The 16,727-nt window shown below is 65.2% G+C and carries 17 protein-coding genes and 1 pseudogene; 8 read left to right on the top strand and 10 right to left on the bottom strand.

All coding sequences use genetic code 11. The annotated features are described in order from the left end of the window. Positions 1-106 precede the first annotated feature (106 nt). Positions 107-1,069 (top strand): annotated as a pseudogene (gene purM, locus AC1DP9_RS24155) (phosphoribosylformylglycinamidine cyclo-ligase); the annotation flags it as partial. Positions 1,070-1,093: 24 nt separating this feature from the next. Next, positions 1,094-2,412 (top strand): IS3 family transposase gene (locus AC1DP9_RS24150; RefSeq protein WP_477108739.1). Its coding sequence is split into 2 segments (ribosomal slippage): positions 1,094-1,574 and positions 1,574-2,412, totalling 1,320 coding nucleotides; the frame shifts between segments, so codons are not numbered across the junction. Positions 2,413-2,497: 85 nt separating this feature from the next. Here AC1DP9_RS24150 and AC1DP9_RS24145 read toward each other — a convergent pair. Genes AC1DP9_RS24145 through mutL form a run of 3 tightly spaced genes read right to left on the bottom strand, consistent with a single transcriptional unit; the run spans position 2,498 to position 5,981 of the window. Then, a complete protein-coding gene (locus AC1DP9_RS24145) occupies positions 2,498-2,995 on the bottom strand; it encodes an N-acetyltransferase family protein (protein ID WP_477108690.1) in 498 nt (165 codons plus the stop codon). Positions 2,996-3,037: 42 nt separating this feature from the next. After that, positions 3,038-4,012 (bottom strand): tRNA (adenosine(37)-N6)-dimethylallyltransferase MiaA, encoded by a 975-nt coding sequence (miaA, locus tag AC1DP9_RS24140; RefSeq protein WP_477108689.1) that lies wholly within the window; start codon positions 4,010-4,012, stop codon positions 3,038-3,040. Positions 4,013-4,022: 10 nt separating this feature from the next. Further along, positions 4,023-5,981, bottom strand: coding sequence for a DNA mismatch repair endonuclease MutL (mutL, locus tag AC1DP9_RS24135; protein ID WP_454757329.1), 1,959 nt, complete (start codon positions 5,979-5,981; stop codon positions 4,023-4,025). A gap of 110 nt (positions 5,982-6,091) precedes the next feature. On the opposite strand from mutL, the gene AC1DP9_RS24130 reads away from it, so the two are divergent. Beyond that, positions 6,092-6,757 carry a VTT domain-containing protein gene (locus AC1DP9_RS24130; RefSeq protein WP_092301041.1) on the top strand — a complete coding sequence of 222 codons (666 nt, stop codon included), beginning with the start codon at positions 6,092-6,094 and terminating at the stop codon, positions 6,755-6,757. An 18-nt stretch (positions 6,758-6,775) separates the two neighbouring features. Here the strand turns inward: AC1DP9_RS24130 and AC1DP9_RS24125 are convergent, their stop codons facing one another. After that, positions 6,776-7,624, bottom strand: coding sequence for a SirB1 family protein (locus AC1DP9_RS24125; protein ID WP_477108688.1), 849 nt, complete (start codon positions 7,622-7,624; stop codon positions 6,776-6,778). 13 nt (positions 7,625-7,637) lie between these two features. Then, positions 7,638-9,188, bottom strand: coding sequence for a murein biosynthesis integral membrane protein MurJ (gene murJ / locus AC1DP9_RS24120; RefSeq protein WP_477108687.1), 1,551 nt, complete (start codon positions 9,186-9,188; stop codon positions 7,638-7,640). Between the two features lie 285 nt (positions 9,189-9,473). On the opposite strand from murJ, the gene rpsT reads away from it, so the two are divergent. Continuing rightward, complete coding sequence (gene rpsT / locus AC1DP9_RS24115) at positions 9,474-9,740, top strand: 30S ribosomal protein S20 (protein ID WP_092301032.1); 267 nt, start codon at positions 9,474-9,476, stop codon at positions 9,738-9,740. Positions 9,741-9,899: 159 nt separating this feature from the next. Here the strand turns inward: rpsT and AC1DP9_RS24110 are convergent, their stop codons facing one another. Further along, positions 9,900-10,205, bottom strand: coding sequence for a DUF3579 domain-containing protein (locus AC1DP9_RS24110; RefSeq protein ID WP_092301029.1), 306 nt, complete (start codon positions 10,203-10,205; stop codon positions 9,900-9,902). 424 nt (positions 10,206-10,629) lie between these two features. On the opposite strand from AC1DP9_RS24110, the gene argF reads away from it, so the two are divergent. Both argF and ppnP read left to right on the top strand, forming a co-directional pair. Continuing rightward, a complete protein-coding gene (argF, locus tag AC1DP9_RS24105; RefSeq protein ID WP_092301026.1) occupies positions 10,630-11,553 on the top strand; it encodes an ornithine carbamoyltransferase in 924 nt (307 codons plus the stop codon). 77 nt (positions 11,554-11,630) lie between these two features. Next, on the top strand, positions 11,631-11,942 hold the full coding sequence (gene ppnP / locus AC1DP9_RS24100) for a pyrimidine/purine nucleoside phosphorylase (RefSeq protein ID WP_441592300.1): 312 nt from the start codon (positions 11,631-11,633) through the stop codon (positions 11,940-11,942). 31 nt (positions 11,943-11,973) lie between these two features. On the opposite strand, the gene murB is transcribed toward ppnP, so the two are convergent. After that, positions 11,974-12,984 (bottom strand): UDP-N-acetylmuramate dehydrogenase, encoded by a 1,011-nt coding sequence (murB, locus tag AC1DP9_RS24095; RefSeq protein WP_477108686.1) that lies wholly within the window; start codon positions 12,982-12,984, stop codon positions 11,974-11,976. A 78-nt stretch (positions 12,985-13,062) separates the two neighbouring features. Between murB and AC1DP9_RS24090 the strand changes: the two genes are divergently transcribed. Beyond that, positions 13,063-13,548, top strand: coding sequence for a YajQ family cyclic di-GMP-binding protein (locus AC1DP9_RS24090; RefSeq protein WP_092301017.1), 486 nt, complete (start codon positions 13,063-13,065; stop codon positions 13,546-13,548). Positions 13,549-13,590: 42 nt separating this feature from the next. Here AC1DP9_RS24090 and AC1DP9_RS24085 read toward each other — a convergent pair whose 3' ends face one another. The 3 genes from AC1DP9_RS24085 to AC1DP9_RS24075 form a co-directional block, all read right to left on the bottom strand. Further along, a complete protein-coding gene (locus tag AC1DP9_RS24085; protein ID WP_092301014.1) occupies positions 13,591-14,052 on the bottom strand; it encodes a DUF192 domain-containing protein in 462 nt (153 codons plus the stop codon). Positions 14,053-14,220: 168 nt separating this feature from the next. Next, complete coding sequence (locus AC1DP9_RS24080; protein WP_092301011.1) at positions 14,221-14,412, bottom strand: hypothetical protein; 192 nt, start codon at positions 14,410-14,412, stop codon at positions 14,221-14,223. A 110-nt stretch (positions 14,413-14,522) separates the two neighbouring features. Beyond that, complete coding sequence (locus AC1DP9_RS24075; protein ID WP_477108685.1) at positions 14,523-15,149, bottom strand: pseudouridine synthase; 627 nt, start codon at positions 15,147-15,149, stop codon at positions 14,523-14,525. A gap of 238 nt (positions 15,150-15,387) precedes the next feature. Here AC1DP9_RS24075 and icd point away from each other — a divergent pair, with 238 nt between their 5' ends. Continuing rightward, positions 15,388-16,638, top strand: a complete 1,251-nt coding sequence (icd, locus tag AC1DP9_RS24070; RefSeq protein ID WP_477108684.1) for an NADP-dependent isocitrate dehydrogenase — start codon at positions 15,388-15,390, stop codon at positions 16,636-16,638. Positions 16,639-16,727 lie beyond the last annotated feature (89 nt).

Below are 16,727 nucleotides of genomic sequence, written 5' to 3'. Positions count from 1 at the left end.
AGCCTGTATCCGTTAAAATCGCGATTCTAACGGACTCGCGCCCCGCCCTCCGTGGCGCCGGGCGCCGTAATCCACACTTTACCTCGTCAAAGACAAGCAGGATCTCATGAGCGCATCCCAGAACGCCGGCCAGGCAGGCCTTTCCTACCGCGATGCCGGTGTTGACATCGACGCCGGCGACGCGCTGGTAGACCGCATCAAGCCGTTCGCCAAGCGCACCATGCGTGAAGGCGTGATGGCCGGCATCGGCGGATTCGGCGCGCTGTTCGAACTCTCGAAGAAGTTCCAGGAGCCGGTGCTGGTGTCCGGCACGGACGGCGTGGGCACCAAGCTCAAGCTGGCCTTCCAGCTGAACCGCCATGACACCGTGGGCCAGGATCTGGTGGCGATGAGCGTCAACGACATCCTGGTGCAGGGCGCCGAGCCGCTGTTCTTCCTCGACTACTTCGCCTGCGGCAAGCTGGACGTGGACACGGCCGCCACCGTGATCCAGGGCATCGCCCATGGCTGCGAACTGGCCGGCTGCGCGCTGATCGGCGGCGAGACCGCCGAAATGCCGAGCATGTACCCGGACGGCGAGTACGACCTGGCCGGCTTCGCGGTGGGCGCGGTGGAAAAGCGCAAGATCATCGATGGCAGCACGATTATCCCGGGCGACGTGGTGCTGGGCCTGGCTTCGTCGGGCGCGCATTCGAACGGTTACTCGCTGGTGCGCAAGATCATCGACGTGGCCAAGCCGGACCTGAACGCCGACTTCCACGGCCAGCGCCTGCAGGACGCCATCATGGCGCCGACGCGCATCTACGTGAAGCCGCTGCTCTCGCTGATCGAGACGCTGCCGGTCAAGGGCATGGCCCACATCACCGGCGGCGGCCTGACCGAGAACGTGCCGCGCGTGCTGGCGGACAACGTCACCGCCGTGATCCAGAAGGATGCCTGGACGCTGCCGCCGCTGTTCCAGTGGCTCCAGGAGCAAGGCCGCGTGGCCGATGCGGAAATGCACCGCGTGTTCAACTGCGGCATCGGCATGGTCGTGATCGTGGCGAAGGAAGACGCCGAACGCGCGATCCGTCCCAACTTTTGGGGTGTTTTCATGTATCGGTACTCGGAGCAGTTCAGGCTGACAGTTATCCAGAGCTACCTGGACGGTCAGGCAGGCTATGGTGAGATCGCCAAACGCCATGAAATAGACAGCGGAACAGTACGGCGCTGGGTGGCGGGATACCGCCTGCATGGCGCGGCGAGCRTCAAACGGAAGTACACGCACTACAGCGCCGAGTTCAAGCTTGCCGTGCTGAAGCGGATGCGAAGCCAGCGGTTGTCGCATCGCGAAGTCGCAGCATGGTTCGATATTCGCAACTTCGGTGCGATTGGCATTTGGGAACGCCAGTATGATGCAGGGGGTATAGAGGCCTTGTCATCGCGCCCAAAAGGGCGTCCCAGGAAGATGTCGCCACCCACTCCCAAAGCAAAGCCACCGAAGCCATCTGGTGATCGCACGCGCACGCGCGAGGAGCTCATTGACGAGCTGAACTACCTGCGCATGGAGAACGCCTACCTAAAAAAACTCGACGCCTTAGTTCAAGCGAACAAGAAATCTGCGCAACCCAAAAAGCGCAAATAGTGCTTGAGCTAAGGCGGCAGTATCCATTGGCGGGGCTGTTGAAGGTCGCAGGCCTGGCACGAAGCACCTTCTACTATCAGCAAACAGTACTTCAGGCGCAGGACAGGTATGCGGAACTGAAGGCAAGAATCCGTGAGCTGTTTGCGCAGCACAAAGGTCGCTACGGCTACCGCCGCATTACGGCGGCGCTTCGGAAAGCGGAATTGATCGTCAACCACAAGACGGTTCAGCGCCTGATGAAAGCCATGGGCCTGAAGTCTCTCGTCCGGCCAAAGAAATACCGTTCTTACAAAGGTGCGGTGGGCCGAGTTGCGCCCAACGTGTTGCAACGRCAGTTCCACGCCGGGCGTCCGAATCAGAAATGGGTAACCGATGTGACCGAATTTAGCGTCGCCGGCGAGAAGCTATACCTCTCGCCGGTGCTGGACCTGCATAACGGCGAGATCGTCGCATACGAGATGGCCAGGCGTCCGTTGTTCGAGATGGTAAGCAAAATGCTCAAGAAGGCGTTTGCTCGACTCGGCCCCAAGGACCGACCGATCCTGCATTCGGATCAGGGCTGGCAATACCAAATGGCGTCCTATCGATCGATGCTCAAGCAGCGCAGTGTCCGTCCCAGTATGTCGCGCAAAGGTAACTGCCTCGACAACGCTGCCATGGAGAGCTTCTTCGGCAAACTGCAGGATGGACTGCGCCAATACATTCACTACTACAATCATGACCGCATCAAGCTCAAACTAAAAGGGCTGAGTCCCGTGCAATACAGGACTCAGCCCTTTCCGGCCTAGCCATCAACCGTCCAACTTCTGGGGGTCAGTTCACAACATCGGGCGTTTTTGTTTTTGGGCTTGCTCGATGCAGGGGCGCAGGGCCTCAGGGCTGGCCGCCGAGCTTGGTCAGCGCATCCCCGGTCACGCGGCAGATGCGCCAGTCCGGCATCACGTCGGCGCCCATCGCCTGATAGAAATCGATCGACGGCTGGTTCCAGTCCAGCACCGACCATTCGAAGCGCCCGCAGCCGCGCGCCACGGCGATGCCGGCCAGATGGCGCAGCAGCGCCTTGCCCAGTCCGTGGCCGCGCCACGCGGGCTCCACGAACAGGTCTTCGAGGTACAGCCCCGGCTTGGCCAGAAAGGTGGAGAAATTGTGAAAGAACAGCGCGAAGCCGACTGCCTGCCTGCCGGCCGCCGTCTCCACCTCCACCAGCACCGCCTCGGCATGTGGGCGGTCGCCGAACAGCGCGGTCTGGATTTTTTCCGGCGTGGCTTCGACGAGATGGGTGAGCTTTTCATACTCGGCCAGCGCGGCGATCAGGCGAAATAGCGTGGTGCTGTCTGCGGGCTCGGCAGGGCGGATGGCGAAGGCGGTCATGGGAACGGTAGTAAGCGGCGAATGCGGGAGCGTGCGGGAATGCTACCCCAACATCCCAGCCAGCCGGGCCACCTGGGCCACGTAGTCCGGGGCGAGGCAGTCCACGCTGACGCGCTCGGGCGTGCTGCGCAGCCAGGTGAGCTGGCGCTTGCAGAGCTGGCGCGTGGCGGCGATGCCGCGTTCGCGCATGGTCGAGGCATCGCAGGCGCCGTCGAGGAACTCCCACACCTGCCGGTAGCCGACGCAGCGCATCGACGGCAGGCCGAGATGCAGGTCGCCGCGCGCGCGCAGCCGTTGCACCTCGTCGATCAGGCCGCCGGCCAGCATCGCATCGAATCTTTCCGAGATCCGCGCGTGCAGCACTGCGCGATCCGACGGCTCCAGCGCGATCACGCGGTAGCGCGCATCGGCCGCGCCGGTGAAGGTGCGGGCATCAGCCTGGCGGGCCAGCAGCGCGGACATCGGCTGTCCGCTTAGTCGGAAAATCTCCAGCGCGCGCTGGATGCGCTGCGCATCGTTGGGCGCCAGCCGGGCGGCGGTGACCGGGTCCACCTCGGCCAGCATCGCGTGCAGCGCCGGCCAGCCGCGTTCGGCCGCCAGCGCGTCGAGTTCGGCGCGCAGCGTGGCGTCGGCCTGCGGCAGGTCGTTCAGGCCCTGCGTCAGCGCCTTGTAATAGAGCATGGTCCCGCCCACGATCAGCGGCGCCCGGCCGCGCGCGCGGATCTCGGCGATCAGCCGCTCGGCATCGGTCACGAACTGCGCGGCGGAGTAGCTGTCGACTGGATCGATGATGTCGATCAGATGGTGCGGCACGCTGGCCAGTTCGTCGCGCGTGGGCTTGGCGGTGCCGATGTCCATCTCGCGATAGACCAGCGCGGAGTCGAGGCTGATGATTTCCACCGGCGTGTGCGCGGCCAGCGCCAGCGCGGCGGCGGTCTTGCCGGAGGCGGTGGGGCCGAGCAGGCAGACCACCGGCGGCAGGGCGGAAGACAGCGGAGTGGAAGACAGCGCAGACATCGACAAACTGTTACTGGCCACGCAGGAACAGCCGGTCCAGCTCGGCCACGGTGAGCTGCACCCAGGTGGGGCGCCCGTGGTTGCATTGGTCGGCGCGCTCGGTCTGCTCCATCTGGCGCAGTAGCGCGTTCATCTCTTCCAGCGTGAGCTTGCGATTGGCGCGCACGGCGCTGTGGCAGGCCAGCGTGGCGAGCAGCTCGTTCTGGCGCTCGGCCAGCACGCGCGAGCCGCCATAGGACTGGAGGTCGCGCAGCACGTCGCGCGCGAGCGCCTCGGCATCGGCCTGCTTGAGCAGCGCGGGAATGGCACGCACGGCCAGCGTGGTCGGGGAGACCGGGGCGATGTCGAAACCGAGCAGGGTCAGCGTTTCCTGATGTTCCTCGGCCGCGCCGATCTCGACCGGGCTGGCCGGCAGCGTGACCGGGATCAGCAGCGGCTGTACGGCTAGTTCACGCGCTTCGAGTGCCGTCTTGATCTGCTCGTACAGGATGCGTTCGTGCGCGGCATGCATGTCCACCAGCACCAGCCCGCGCGCGTTCTGCGCCAGCACGTAGATGCCGTGGAGCTGGGCCACCGCGTAGCCGAGCGGGTGATCGGCCTCGGCGCCGTCCGTATCGTGCTGGACGAAGGGCGAGGAGGTGCCCATCGGCAGGCGATCGAGCAGGCTGGGCGGTTCGTCGGCCCGGGCGGCCTGGGCATCGGCCAGCCAGGCGGGCGGCTGCGCGGACGGCTGCCAGGCGCGGCCGGCGCCATCGCCGGTGGCCTCGCGCACCATGCCGAGATAGGCCTGACGCGGCTGAGCGATGCCGAGTTCGGTCTGGCGGCCTGCGGAGTAGTTAACCCACTGCGGCGCCGCGCCGGGTACGCCGCCGGCCATGCCGCTGCCCCCGATCGGGCTTGCGTTCGGCATCATGGCGCCATCCGCTGCATCGGTATGCAGGCTGTCGCCCTGTTCGCCGGCCTGCCGCGCCAGGCAGCGCTGCACGGCGTGGTAGACGAACTGGTGCACCGCGCGGGATTCGCGGAAGCGCACCTCGATCTTCGACGGATGCACGTTCACATCGACCATTTCCGGCGGCAGGTCCAGGCACAGCACGTACGACGGGAAGCGGTCGCCATGCAGGACGTCCTGATAGGCGCTACGCACGGCGTGGTTGAGCAGCTTGTCGCGCACAAAACGGCCGTTGACGAAGAAGTACTGCTGGTCCGGCCGCCCCCGGGACGCCGTGGGCAGCCCCGCGAAGCCATAGAGGTGCAGCGTGCCGGCTTCCTCGTCCAGCGCCAGCCGGGCGCGTGCGAAGTCGGTGCCGAGCACCTGCGCGGTGCGCGTGGCCACGTCGCCGCCGTTCCAGTGCTCGAGTGGCTTGCCGTTGTGATGGACCGAAATCGTGACATCGGGCCGCGCCAGCGCCGCCCGCCGGATCATCTCCAGGCAGTGTCCCAGCTCGGTTTGTTCCGTTTTAAGGAACTTTCGGCGCGCTGGCGTGTTGAAGTACAGGTGCTGCACATCGACCATCGTGCCGACCCCGCCCGAGGCGGGCTGGAGATGGCCGGTGTCGGCGCTGACCTGGGTGGCATGGGCGGCATCGGCGGTGCGGCTGGTCAGCACGAGGTGCGAGACCGAGGCGATGGACGCGAGCGCCTCGCCCCGGAAGCCCAGCGTGAGCACCGACTCCAGTTCGTCGAGCGAGGCGATCTTGCTGGTGGCGTGGCGCGTCAGCGCGACGGGCAGTTCGTCGGCGGGAATGCCGCAGCCGTTGTCCGTGATGACCATGCGCCGCACGCCGCCTTCCTCGAGCCGGATGGCCAGCTGCGTGGCGCCGGCATCGAGTGCATTTTCGAGCAGTTCCTTGACCACCGAGGCGGGCCGTTCCACCACCTCGCCGGCGGCGATCTGGCTGATCAACTGGTCCGGCAGGGCGCGGATGGGGCGGCTGGGCTGGGTGGTGCGGAGGGCGTCGGCAGGCATGCGGCGATTATACGTGCGGCCGGACACCTTTTCGGCACACTTGGGCCGCCCGGGTGACGGACGCGCCCGGCGGCTCTTGTATCATGGGGACCTTCTTCTAGGGGATCAGTTTGGACACCGTATTGCAACTGCTGGACATGGTCCTGCACATCGACAAATTCCTCGGCCAGTTCGTTCAGGACTATGGCGTCTGGGTGTACGGCATCCTGTTCGCCATCGTCTTCGCCGAGACCGGCCTGGTGGTGCTGCCGTTCCTGCCCGGCGACTCCCTGCTGTTCATTGCCGGCGCCATGTGCGCCACCGGCGCGATGAACGAGTGGGTGCTTTGCGGCCTGCTGTTGGTGGCCGCGATCACGGGCAACACGGTCAACTACTTCGTGGGGAGCTGGATCGGGCCGAAGGTGTTCGACCACCAATGGCGCTTCCTGGACCAGAAGGCGCTGCGCAAGACGCACGACTTCTACGAGCGCCACGGTGGCAAGACGCTGGTGATGGCGCGTTTCATCCCGATCGTGCGGACTTTCGCGCCGTTCGTGGCGGGGGTGTCGCAGATGACGTTCGCGCGCTTCCAGATGTTCAACGTGCTTGGCGCGGTGGCCTGGGTCTGCGGACTGGTGTTCGCCGGCTACTTCTTCGGCAATCTGCCCTTCATCAAGCAGTACCTGAACCTGATCGTGCTGGCGGGCATTGGCGCGGCGGTGGTGCCGCTGGTGCTGGGCGGGCTGTGGAAGCTGGTACGCGGCAAGCCGCGCACCCGTGCGGATCTCAAGGACTGATGGGGATGAGCCCAGCGATTAGCTGAGGCTCCGGCTCATCATCCGCAGCGCCGGCATGCGGTCGCGGATCTGGGTCGTATCGGCCGCATCGGGACGGGCCTGGACGTAGGCTTCCAGGTCCTCCAGCGCCGGCCGGAAGCACTCCAGGTTGGCATACGCCAGCCCCCGATCGCGCACTTCCTCGATCGAATTCGGCAACAGGATCACCAGGCGGTTCTGCACCGCCAGCAGCCGTTGCCAGCGCGATTCCTGCAGGTAGATCGCCTTCAGGTTGCGCAGCAGGCGGGCGACGATCTCGCGGTGGCTCGCCACCTGCAGGAACAGCCCCAGCGGCACCTGGTTAGGGTCCGAAATCCCCTCCCGTTCGAGGTAGGGGTCCAGCATCTCCTGCAACTGCTCCTTCGACAGCGTCTCCCCGGTGAGCGGGTCCAGCACCACCTCGCCGGCGGGGATGGTCATGCGCACGAGGAAATGATTCGGGAACGACACGCCCTTCAGCGGCAGCCCAATCTGCTGCCCCAACTCCATATAGAGCACCGCCAGCGTGATCGGAATGCCGCGCCGCTGGCGCAGCACCACGTTCAGGTAGGAATTGTCCGGATCGTAGTAGTCGTTGGCGTTGGCGCCGAAACCGAGATCGCGGTAGAAGAAATGATTGAGCAGGCGCAGGCGCTGGATGGCGGGCGTGCCCTCGGCAATCCGCCGCTTGAGCCGCAGCGCGAGTACGTCGAGGGAGGCCAGTTCGGCTTGGAGGTCGAGGTCCGGGTACGCGTCCTGGGCGATGGAGAGCGTGGTTTCCGTCAGCGGGATGCCGTTTTCGTCGGCCACGAGGCTGGCGAAGTAATCCAGGACTTTCGTGGATGTCATTGCGGGTTCCTGACTAGCCGGCGCGGCGCCGGAAGGCGGCGTAACGCAGCCCCATGATCCACAGTGTACCGAAGTAGACCACCGCCGCAAGTACCAGGCACGACGCCATCAGCGCGATGCGCGCAAGCGGCGTGGCGCCCATCGCCACCCAGTCGAAGTTCCGGGCGAACCACAGCAGCATGCCCGCCAGGATCAGCACCGCCGCGAGCAGCCGGGCGAGAAACAGGCCCCAGCCCGGGGCCGGCCGGTAGAAGCCGCGCCGGCGCAGGCCGAAGAACAGCAGCAGGGCGTTGACGGTGGCGCCGAAGCTGATCGACAGCGCCAGCCCGGCGTGGCCCAGCAGCGGCACGAAGACGTAGTTCGACGCCTGCGTGATGACCAGCACCAGCAGCGCGATCTTCACCGGCGTGCGGATGTCCTGCCGCGCGTAGAAGCCCGGCGTCAGGATCTTGATCAGGATCAGCGCCACCAGGCCGGTGCCGTACGACACCAGCGCCTGGCGCGTCATTTCCACCGCGTGGGCGTCGAACTTGCCATAGTGGAACAGTACGGCCGTCAGCGGCGTGCCGAACACGAACAGGCCCACGGCGGCGGGCACGGCCAGCAGGAAGGTCAGGCGCAGGCCCCAGTCGAGCAGGCCCGAGTACTCCTCGCGGTCGTCCGTGGCGCTGGCGCGCGAGAGGCTCGGCAGCAGGATGGTGCCCAGCGCCACGCCCAGCAGCGCGGTCGGGAATTCCATCAGGCGGTCCGCATAGGTCAGGTACGAGACGCTGCCGGCGGCCAGGTGCGAGGCGATATTCGTGTTGATGATCAGGCTGATCTGCGCCACCGACACGGCCAGCAGCGCCGGCAGCATCTGACGGATCACGCGCCGCACGCCGGCGTCCGACCAGGCCGCGCGCAGGTTGAACGAGAGCCGCGGCATCACGCCGAGCCGGCGCAGCGCCGGCACCTGGATGACGAGCTGGAGCACGCCGCCCGCCAGCACGCCCCAGGCCTGGGCATAGATCGGCTGGCTCATGTGCGGGCCGACGAACAGCGCCGCCACGATCAGGCAAAGGTTCAGCAGCACCGGGGTGAAGGCCGGCACGGCGAAGTTGCGCCAGGTATTGAGGATGCCCGACGCCAGCGCCACCATCGAGATCAGGCCGATGTACGGGAACATGACGCGCGTCATGAACACTGCCGAGTTGTAGGTCTCGGAGTCGCCCCGGAAGCCGGTGGCCACCACCGTCATCACCACCGGGGCGCCGATCACGCCCAGCACGGACACCGCCACGAGCACCCAGGACATCACCGTGGCCACCGCGTCGATCAGGTGGCGGGTCTCGTCCGGCCCGCGCTTGCCGTGGTATTCGTTCAGGATCGGCACGAAAGCCTGCGAGAATGCGCCCTCGGCAAAGACCCGGCGCAGCAGGTTAGGTATACGAAACGCCACATTGAAGGCGTCGGTCATGTCCGAGGCGCCGAAGGCCCGGGCAATCAGGATTTCGCGCACCAGCCCCGTGATGCGGGAGAGCATGGTCAGGCTGCTGATGGTGGCGAGCGCTTTGAGCAGGTTCAAGATGGGCCGTGAAAGTTGCTGCGGCGCCACGTATGAGGCGGGGGCCGGCTGGGAATGTGGCGGCTATTATACGGATCGGGCCGCGCGGCACGCCCAGGATGCGGCAGGTGCGTATCGGTCTTGCCCACCGTGCCGGCATGTGTGTATAATCGCCGATTCGCAAAGGACAGTCGCGTTCCGGATTCGTGTGTCAGAGCATCCCGGGTCGCACGATGTGACTTAATTGTTGCGTCCCAAATTATTGCGTCGCCCCGGGCGCGCATTCTGAATTCAGGAAGAAATTACATGGCAAATTCCGCACAAGCCCGCAAGCGCGCGCGCCAGGCCGTCGCCCAGAACGCTCACAACTCGAGCCTGCGTTCGCGTCTGCGCACCGCCGTCAAGGCCGTTCGCAAGGCAATCAACGCTGGTGACAAGGCCGCCGCTGCCGAGATCTTCAAGCAGTCGCAGACCGTGATCGACAGCATCGCCGACAAGAAGATCGTGCACAAGAACAAGGCTGCACGTCACAAGTCGCGCCTGTCGGCTGCCATCAAGTCGATGGCTGCCTGATTGCCACACGGGCCGCTCCGGCGGTCCTGTAGCAGTCCGAGTGGTACCGCAGTGCGCCGGATCGGCATCGGTCCGGCATGAAAAAAGCTCGTCAATGCGACGAGCTTTTTTGCGTTCTGACGCCAGCTTGGCCCGAGTGTCCGGGCCGGGCAGGGATCTTCAGTCGTTCAGGAAGCAGGCTTCCACCACCTGGAGGTTGTTGTCGCGGGCGAAGTTGAGGACGAAGTCGAGCGCCTTCGGCTCGATGTCGCGCAGGCGGGTGTCGACCACCACGTTCTTCACGCCGGCCACGATCACGGGCCGCACATAGGGCGAGTAGGTCAGGCGGGGATCGCCAGTGTCGCCCTCGGGGCGAAATTGCGCCATCACGCCGCACAGCCGCTCCGCCCAATCGCTCGGTCGAAAGGTCTTGCCTTCCTTGGTGACGCCTTGGATGAAGTATTCGCGAACGTTGGGGGTGGTCATGGGACTGCGGGGATAAGACGGTGACTCGACGGTAAACCCGCTGGACGGGCGCCCGTTTGACGTGTCCGGCCGGCGATTGGTTCGCACGCATCCGGATGGGAGAGCGGGGCGCTTTGTCTGCGGGGGCACTTTTGATGCCGACGGCGGGCGGTGGCATGGGTATGCCGGGGCCCCGCGTGAATCAGCCAGTATTATATCTTATATAAGACCTGCGCATAGGGGCGAATCCTGTCGGGAAGCTGTCAGCGCGAGCATGCGGGCTGATCTGCCCGGGCTCGCCAAAGCTGGAATAATCCCTTATGATTCTTGCAATTACATTGCGTAAGCGACGCGAAAGGCGGCTCCGCGACACGCTCCGACCCTCAGGGACAGCCAGTACCGGCTTCCGGGTTGCGTGTCCTGATCGAGCCGCCTTCTTTGTTTTATGAGCCCAACCCCGATCAAGCATTACCTCCAGTTCAGCGATTTCGGACCCGAAGAGTACGAATACCTGCTGGACCGCGCGCGGATCCTCAAGGCCAAGTTCAAGAACTACGAGACATGGCACCCGCTGCACGACCGCACGCTGGCCATGATCTTCGAGAAGAATTCCACGCGCACGCGCCTGTCGTTCGAAGCCGGCATCCACCAGCTCGGCGGCCATGCGGTGTTCCTGAACACGCGTGACTCCCAGCTGGGCCGCGGCGAGCCGATCGAGGACGCCGCGCAGGTGATCTCGCGCATGGTCGACATCATCATGATCCGCACGTTCGGCCAGGAGATCCTGGAGCGTTTTGCCGCGCATTCGCGCGTGCCGGTCATCAACGGGCTCACCAACGAATACCACCCGTGCCAGGTGCTGGCCGATATCTTCACCTACATCGAGCAGCGCGGCAGCATTGCCGGCAAGACGGTGGCGTGGATCGGCGATGCCAACAACATGGCGTACACCTGGATCCAGGCCGCCGAGCGCCTGGGTTTCACGTTCCATTTCTCGGCGCCGCCGGGATACCAGCTCGATCCGGCCATGGTGCCGGCCACGGCCGCACACCTCGTCAAGGTGTTCGATAATCCGCTCGATGCCTGCCAGGGCGCGCACCTGGTGACCACCGATGTCTGGACCAGCATGGGCTTCGAGGCCGAGAACGACGTGCGCAAGCGCGCGTTCCAGGACTGGATGGTGACCACGGCGATGATGGACCGCGCCACCGATGACGCGCTGTTCATGCACTGCCTGCCCGCCCACCGTGGCGAGGAAGTGGAAGCGGCGGTCATCGACGGCCCGCGCAGCGTGGTCTGGGAGGAAGCCGAGAACCGCCTCCACGTGCAGAAGGCGCTGATGGAATTCCTGCTCTGCGGCCGCTACTGAACACCGCGCCACACCCGACGAAATGGGGCCTGCAAGGGCCCCGTTTTTACGTCCAAATCCCTGAGGAGAATGAACAAATGAGTCAGTTCGACAATGTTTCCGTCGTCAAGAAGGCCAACCTGTACTTCGACGGCAAGTGCGTGAGCCACACGGTGGTGTTTCCCGATGGCACGCGCAAGACGCTGGGCGTGATCTTCCCGGCCACGCTGAACTTCAACACCGGCGCGCCGGAGATCATGGAGATCAACGGCGGTAGCTGCCGCGTGCGTCTGGCCGGTTCAGAGGAGTGGAAGACCTATGCTGCGGGCCAGCAGTTCGACGTGCCAGGCAACAGCAATTTCGATATCGAAGTGACCGAGACGCTGGACTACGTCTGCCACTTTGGCTGATTTGCCGGGGTGAGGGGGCCGCGCAGCGGCCTCAGAGGATCACCGGCTCCGGCTCGATCCGCACGCCGAAACGCGCCTGGACCGTATCGACGATGCGGTCCGCCAGCTTCAGCAGCGCGGCACCCGTGCCGCCGCCGTGGTGTACCAGCACCAGCGCCTGTTTGCCGTAGACGCCCACCGGGCCGTCGTCCAACCCCTTGAACCCGCACTGATCGATCAGCCAGCCCGCCGCGAGCTTGTAGCCGCCATCGGGCTGTGGATAACTGACCAGCGACGGGTGCGCGGCCAGCAGCGCGTTGCGCAGCGCGGCATCGACCACAGGATTCTTGAAGAAACTGCCAGCGTTGCCGATCTGGGCCGGGTCCGGCAGCTTGCGCGAGCGAATGGCCACCACGGCATCGCGGACCCGGGCCGCATCGGGCGCCGCCACGGGGTCCAACTCGCGCGCCAGTTCGCCATAGTTGAGCACCGGCACCCACGCCTTCGGCAGGCGCAGCGTGACGGCGGTGATCAGGTAGCGCTCGCGCCCCTCGCGCTTGAACAGGCTGTCCCGGTAGCCGAATGCGCACTGTTCGCGGTCCAGGGTGACGAAGGCGCCAGTCCGGCGGTCATAGGCGCGCAGGCTGGCGAAGCGCTCGCGCAACTCCACCCCATAGGCGCCGATGTTCTGGATCGGCGCCGCGCCGGCCGTGCCGGGGATCAGGGCGAGGTTTTCCAGCCCGGGGTGGCCGTCCGCGATGGTGCGGCCCACCAGCCCGTGCCAGTTCTCGCCGGCGCCGGCGGTGACCAGCCAGTCGGCGCCGTCTTCCGCCACCGCGTAGCCGGGAATTTCCATCAGCAGCACCAGCGCGTCGAGGTCGCCAGTCAGCACCACGTTGCTGCCGCCGCCCAGCACCACCAGCGGCAGGCCCTGCGCGCGCGGGTCGGCCAGCGCGGCCAGCAGGTCGGCTTCGGAGCGAATGTGGGCCGCGAGGCGCGCCCGGACATCGAAACCGAATGTATTGTGCCGGCGCAGGGGATAGAATTCGTGGAAATCTGCCATCAAGGGAAGGGTTTGCGGCCGCCGCGGCGGGCGACCCGGACTGCGGGGTAGGCCCGATTATACGTAGGAGAATCGAAAATGCCGTCGTTCGACGTAGTGTGTGAAGCCAATATGGTGGAAGTGAAGAACGCCGTGGAGCAGTCCAACAAGGAAATTTCCACGCGCTTCGACTTCAAGGGCTCCGACGCCCGTGTGGAGCAGAAGGAAGGCGAGCTGACCGCGTTTGCCGACGATGACTTCAAGCTCGGCCAGGTCAAGGACGTACTCATCAACAAGATGGCCAAGCGCAACGTGGACGTGCGCTTCCTCGACTACGGCAAGACCGAGAAGATGAGCGGCGACAAGCTCAAGCAGGTCATCACGATCAAGAAGGGCGTGACTGGCGACCTGGCCAAGAAGATCGTCCGCATGATCAAGGACAGCAAGATCAAGGTGCAGGCCAGCATCCAGGGCGACGCCGTGCGCGTCTCCGGCACCAAGCGCGACGACCTGCAGTCGGTGATCGCGCTGCTGCGCAAGGATGTTTCCGACGCGCCGCTGGACTTCAACAACTTCCGCGACTAAGCGCCCGCCGGCGCGGCGGCCTGCGCCGCGCCGAGACCTGTCTTATTGCGCCTGCCGCGCCTGCTGCGGCAGGCCGCCAATCTTCGCGCCCGGCTTGATGCCCTTCTGCGCGAACCATCCCTTGTTCATCTCGAGCGCATAGCGCACCGCCGCGCGCGGGCAGTGGTTGTCCTCGCTCTGCGGGGCCATGTCCTCGATGTTCACGATGCTGCCGTCGTCGGCCAGGAAGGCGATCGAGAGCGGCAGGTTCGTGTTCTTCATCCAGAAGCAGTGACCCGCCTTCTCATCGAAGACGAACAGCATGCCAGCGTTGGCGGGCATGGTCTTGCGATACATCAGGCCACGCTCGCGCGCCTCCGGGGAGGCGGCCACTTCGGCCTGGATGGCATACATGCCGGCCGTCAGCGGGATCACGGGCAGCGCGGCCTGCGCCTGGGCGAGGCTGGCGAAGGACGTCAGCGCGGCGGCGCCGGCGGCCAGCAGAATCTTGGGCACGAGTTGCATGGCTTGGGAGAGGATTTGGATGTTCGACCGCCGAGAGCATAGCGCAGCCCGGCGCCACCGCGCTTGCGCGGACACATCGGCGCAAGAAAAAAGGCAGGCCGCCGATGCGCGCCTGCCTTTCCGAGGGGCGGCGCGCCGGGCTTGCGCCGGGCCGCCGCAGCACCGCCCTTACTGGGTGGTGGTTGCCGAAGCTGCCTTCTTGGTGGAGGCGTGCTTCGTGTGCTTTTTCTTGCTGGTCTTCGCGGGCTTGGTGGCTTCCTTGGCGGCCGGTGCAGCGTCCGTGGCGGGAGCGGCCGGAGCCTGGGCAAACGCACCAGTGGCGAACAGTCCGACAACCAGGGCAGCGATCAGTTTTTTCATTGCGAGTACCTCAAAGTGGGTTCTGCGTAGGGAAATCGACGGGACCGTGGCTGTCCCGTCTGCCCTCTGAAACGGCGCGCGCAATCGCGCCGTTGACGTCGCGCTTGTCACTATTTGTAACGGCGCCTTACCGGTGGACGAGCCTGCGGGCGAGGGGATGGCCTTGGCGACGACTGCGGCAGGCCGAGCACGGCCGGGTCGATCTCGCACCAGCCGCCAGGCGCCAGTCCCAGCTCGGGCAAGGCCAGCGCGCCGATGCCGACGCGCACCAGCCGCAGCGTGGGAAACCCCACGGCGGCGGTCATCCGCCTGACCTGGCGATTCTTGCCCTCGCGGATCTGCAATTCCACCCAGGTGGTGGGGATGGCCGCGCGGAACCGGATTGGCGGATCGCGGGTCCAGAGCCAGTTGGGTTCGTCGATGATGCGCGCCGAGGCAGGCAGCGTGCGGAAATCGCCAAGATCGACGCCGGCGCGCAGCGTGGCCAGCGCGGCGGCATCGGGCACCCCTTCGACCTGCGCCAGGTAGGTCTTGGCCAGCTTGTGGTGCGGGTCCGCGATGCGGGCCTGGAGCGCGCCATCATCGGTCAGCAGCAGCAGGCCCTCGCTGTCGGCATCCAGCCGGCCGGCCGGATAGACGCCGGGCACGCGCACGCAGTCGGCCAGCGTCGGCCGCGTAGGGTGCGCGGAGAACTGGCTCATCGTGTTGAACGGCTTGTTCAGGGCAATCAAGGTCATGGGCGCGAAGTATGCCAGCGCGGGCGGACTGCGGACAGCGGCCCGATTTGGCGAATCCCAAATCCATGTTGCATAATAATAAGACTAGTCTTATGTCTTATATAAGACTCATTTGACAATATCCATGCGAACCGAGCAGCGAGGCGGGCTTCCCCTCTACAATGCCTCGCATCAGTCACGCATTGGCGTTGCCGGGCACCGGCCGGGCAGCGGACACAACCCGCAAGTGGAGACGTTCATGTACCAGCACATCAAGGTCCCGGCAGGCGAGAAGATCACGGTCAACGCCGACTCCTCGCTCAACGTGCCGGACAATCCCATCATTCCGTATATCGAGGGCGACGGCACGGGTGTGGATATCACCCCGGTGATGCTCAAGGTGGTGGACGCGGCCGTGGAGAAGGCCTACGGCGGCAAGCGCAAGCTGGCCTGGATGGAGATCTACGCCGGCGAGAAGTCCACGCGCCTCTATGGCCCCGACGTGTGGCTGCCGGACGAGACGTTGCATGTGGTGAAGGACTACGTGGTGTCGATCAAGGGTCCGCTGACCACGCCGGTGGGCGGCGGCATCCGCTCCCTGAACGTGGCGCTGCGCCAGCAGCTCGACCTTTACGTCTGCCTGCGCCCGGTACGCTACTTCAAGGGCGTGCCCTCGCCGGTGCGCGAGCCGGAGAAGATCGACATGGTGATCTTCCGTGAGAATTCGGAAGATATCTATGCCGGCATCGAGTGGGAGGCTGGCAGCGAAGGCGCCAAGAAGCTGATCAAGTTCCTGCAGGACGAGATGGGCGTCAAGAAAATCCGATTCCCGGAGACGTCGGGCATCGGCGTGAAGCCGGTTTCGCGCGAGGGCACGCAGCGGCTGGTGCGCAAGGCGATCCAGTATGCAATCGACAACGACAAGCCGTCGGTCACGCTGGTGCACAAGGGCAACATCATGAAGTTCACCGAGGGTGGCTTCCGTGACTGGGGCTATGAGCTGGCGCTGCAGGAATTCGGCGCGGAGCTGGTCGACGGCGGCCCGTGGTGCAAGCTGAAGAATCCGAAGACGGGCCGCGATATCGTCATCAAGGACGCGATTGCCGATGCCTTCCTGCAGCAGATCCTGCTGCGTCCGGCCGAGTATTCGGTCATCGCCACGCTGAACCTGAACGGCGATTATGTCTCTGACGCGCTGGCGGCCCAGGTGGGCGGCATCGGCATTGCGCCGGGCGCGAACATGTCCGACACCGTGGCCATGTTCGAAGCCACCCACGGCACTGCGCCGAAATATGCCGGCAAGGATTATGTGAATCCAGGCTCGGAAATCCTCTCGGCAGAAATGATGCTGCGCCACATGGGCTGGACCGAAGCGGCCGACCTGATCATCCGGTCGATGGAAAAATCGATCCAGTCGAAAAAGGTGACCTACGACTTCGCGCGGCTGCTGGAAGGCGCCACGCAGGTGTCCTGCTCGGGGTTCGGACAGGTGATGATCGACAATATGTAAGGGCGGTTCCGGCCTCACTGGCCGAAGTCGAAGACAAAACCCCGGTGGCTGAAAGGCCGCCGGGGTTTTTTGTTGGATTGCGGGTACCC

The organism is Cupriavidus sp. 01L43 (genome assembly GCF_056399925.1).
Note: the sequence above shows the minus strand (reverse complement) of the source record. Positions and strands in the feature narration are given on the sequence as shown.

Excerpts from the sequence above, each read along its gene's own strand:
- AC1DP9_RS24085 (WP_092301014.1), bottom strand. The coding sequence starts at position 14,052 with ATGCAACTCGTGCCCAAGATTCTGCTGGCCGCCGGCGCCGCCGCGCTG.
- miaA (WP_477108689.1), bottom strand. The coding sequence starts at position 4,012 with ATGTCTGCGCTGTCTTCCACTCCGCTGTCTTCCGCCCTGCCGCCGGTG.
- AC1DP9_RS24145 (WP_477108690.1), bottom strand. The coding sequence starts at position 2,995 with ATGACCGCCTTCGCCATCCGCCCTGCCGAGCCCGCAGACAGCACCACG.
- icd (WP_477108684.1), top strand. The coding sequence starts at position 15,388 with ATGTACCAGCACATCAAGGTCCCGGCAGGCGAGAAGATCACGGTCAAC.
- AC1DP9_RS24075 (WP_477108685.1), bottom strand. The coding sequence starts at position 15,149 with ATGACCTTGATTGCCCTGAACAAGCCGTTCAACACGATGAGCCAGTTC.
- AC1DP9_RS24080 (WP_092301011.1), bottom strand. The coding sequence starts at position 14,412 with ATGAAAAAACTGATCGCTGCCCTGGTTGTCGGACTGTTCGCCACTGGT.
- mutL (WP_454757329.1), bottom strand. The coding sequence starts at position 5,981 with ATGCCTGCCGACGCCCTCCGCACCACCCAGCCCAGCCGCCCCATCCGC.
- AC1DP9_RS24125 (WP_477108688.1), bottom strand. The coding sequence starts at position 7,624 with ATGACATCCACGAAAGTCCTGGATTACTTCGCCAGCCTCGTGGCCGAC.
- rpsT (WP_092301032.1), top strand. The coding sequence starts at position 9,474 with ATGGCAAATTCCGCACAAGCCCGCAAGCGCGCGCGCCAGGCCGTCGCC.
- AC1DP9_RS24110 (WP_092301029.1), bottom strand. The coding sequence starts at position 10,205 with ATGACCACCCCCAACGTTCGCGAATACTTCATCCAAGGCGTCACCAAG.
- ppnP (WP_441592300.1), top strand. The coding sequence starts at position 11,631 with ATGAGTCAGTTCGACAATGTTTCCGTCGTCAAGAAGGCCAACCTGTAC.
- murB (WP_477108686.1), bottom strand. The coding sequence starts at position 12,984 with ATGGCAGATTTCCACGAATTCTATCCCCTGCGCCGGCACAATACATTC.
- AC1DP9_RS24090 (WP_092301017.1), top strand. The coding sequence starts at position 13,063 with ATGCCGTCGTTCGACGTAGTGTGTGAAGCCAATATGGTGGAAGTGAAG.
- argF (WP_092301026.1), top strand. The coding sequence starts at position 10,630 with ATGAGCCCAACCCCGATCAAGCATTACCTCCAGTTCAGCGATTTCGGA.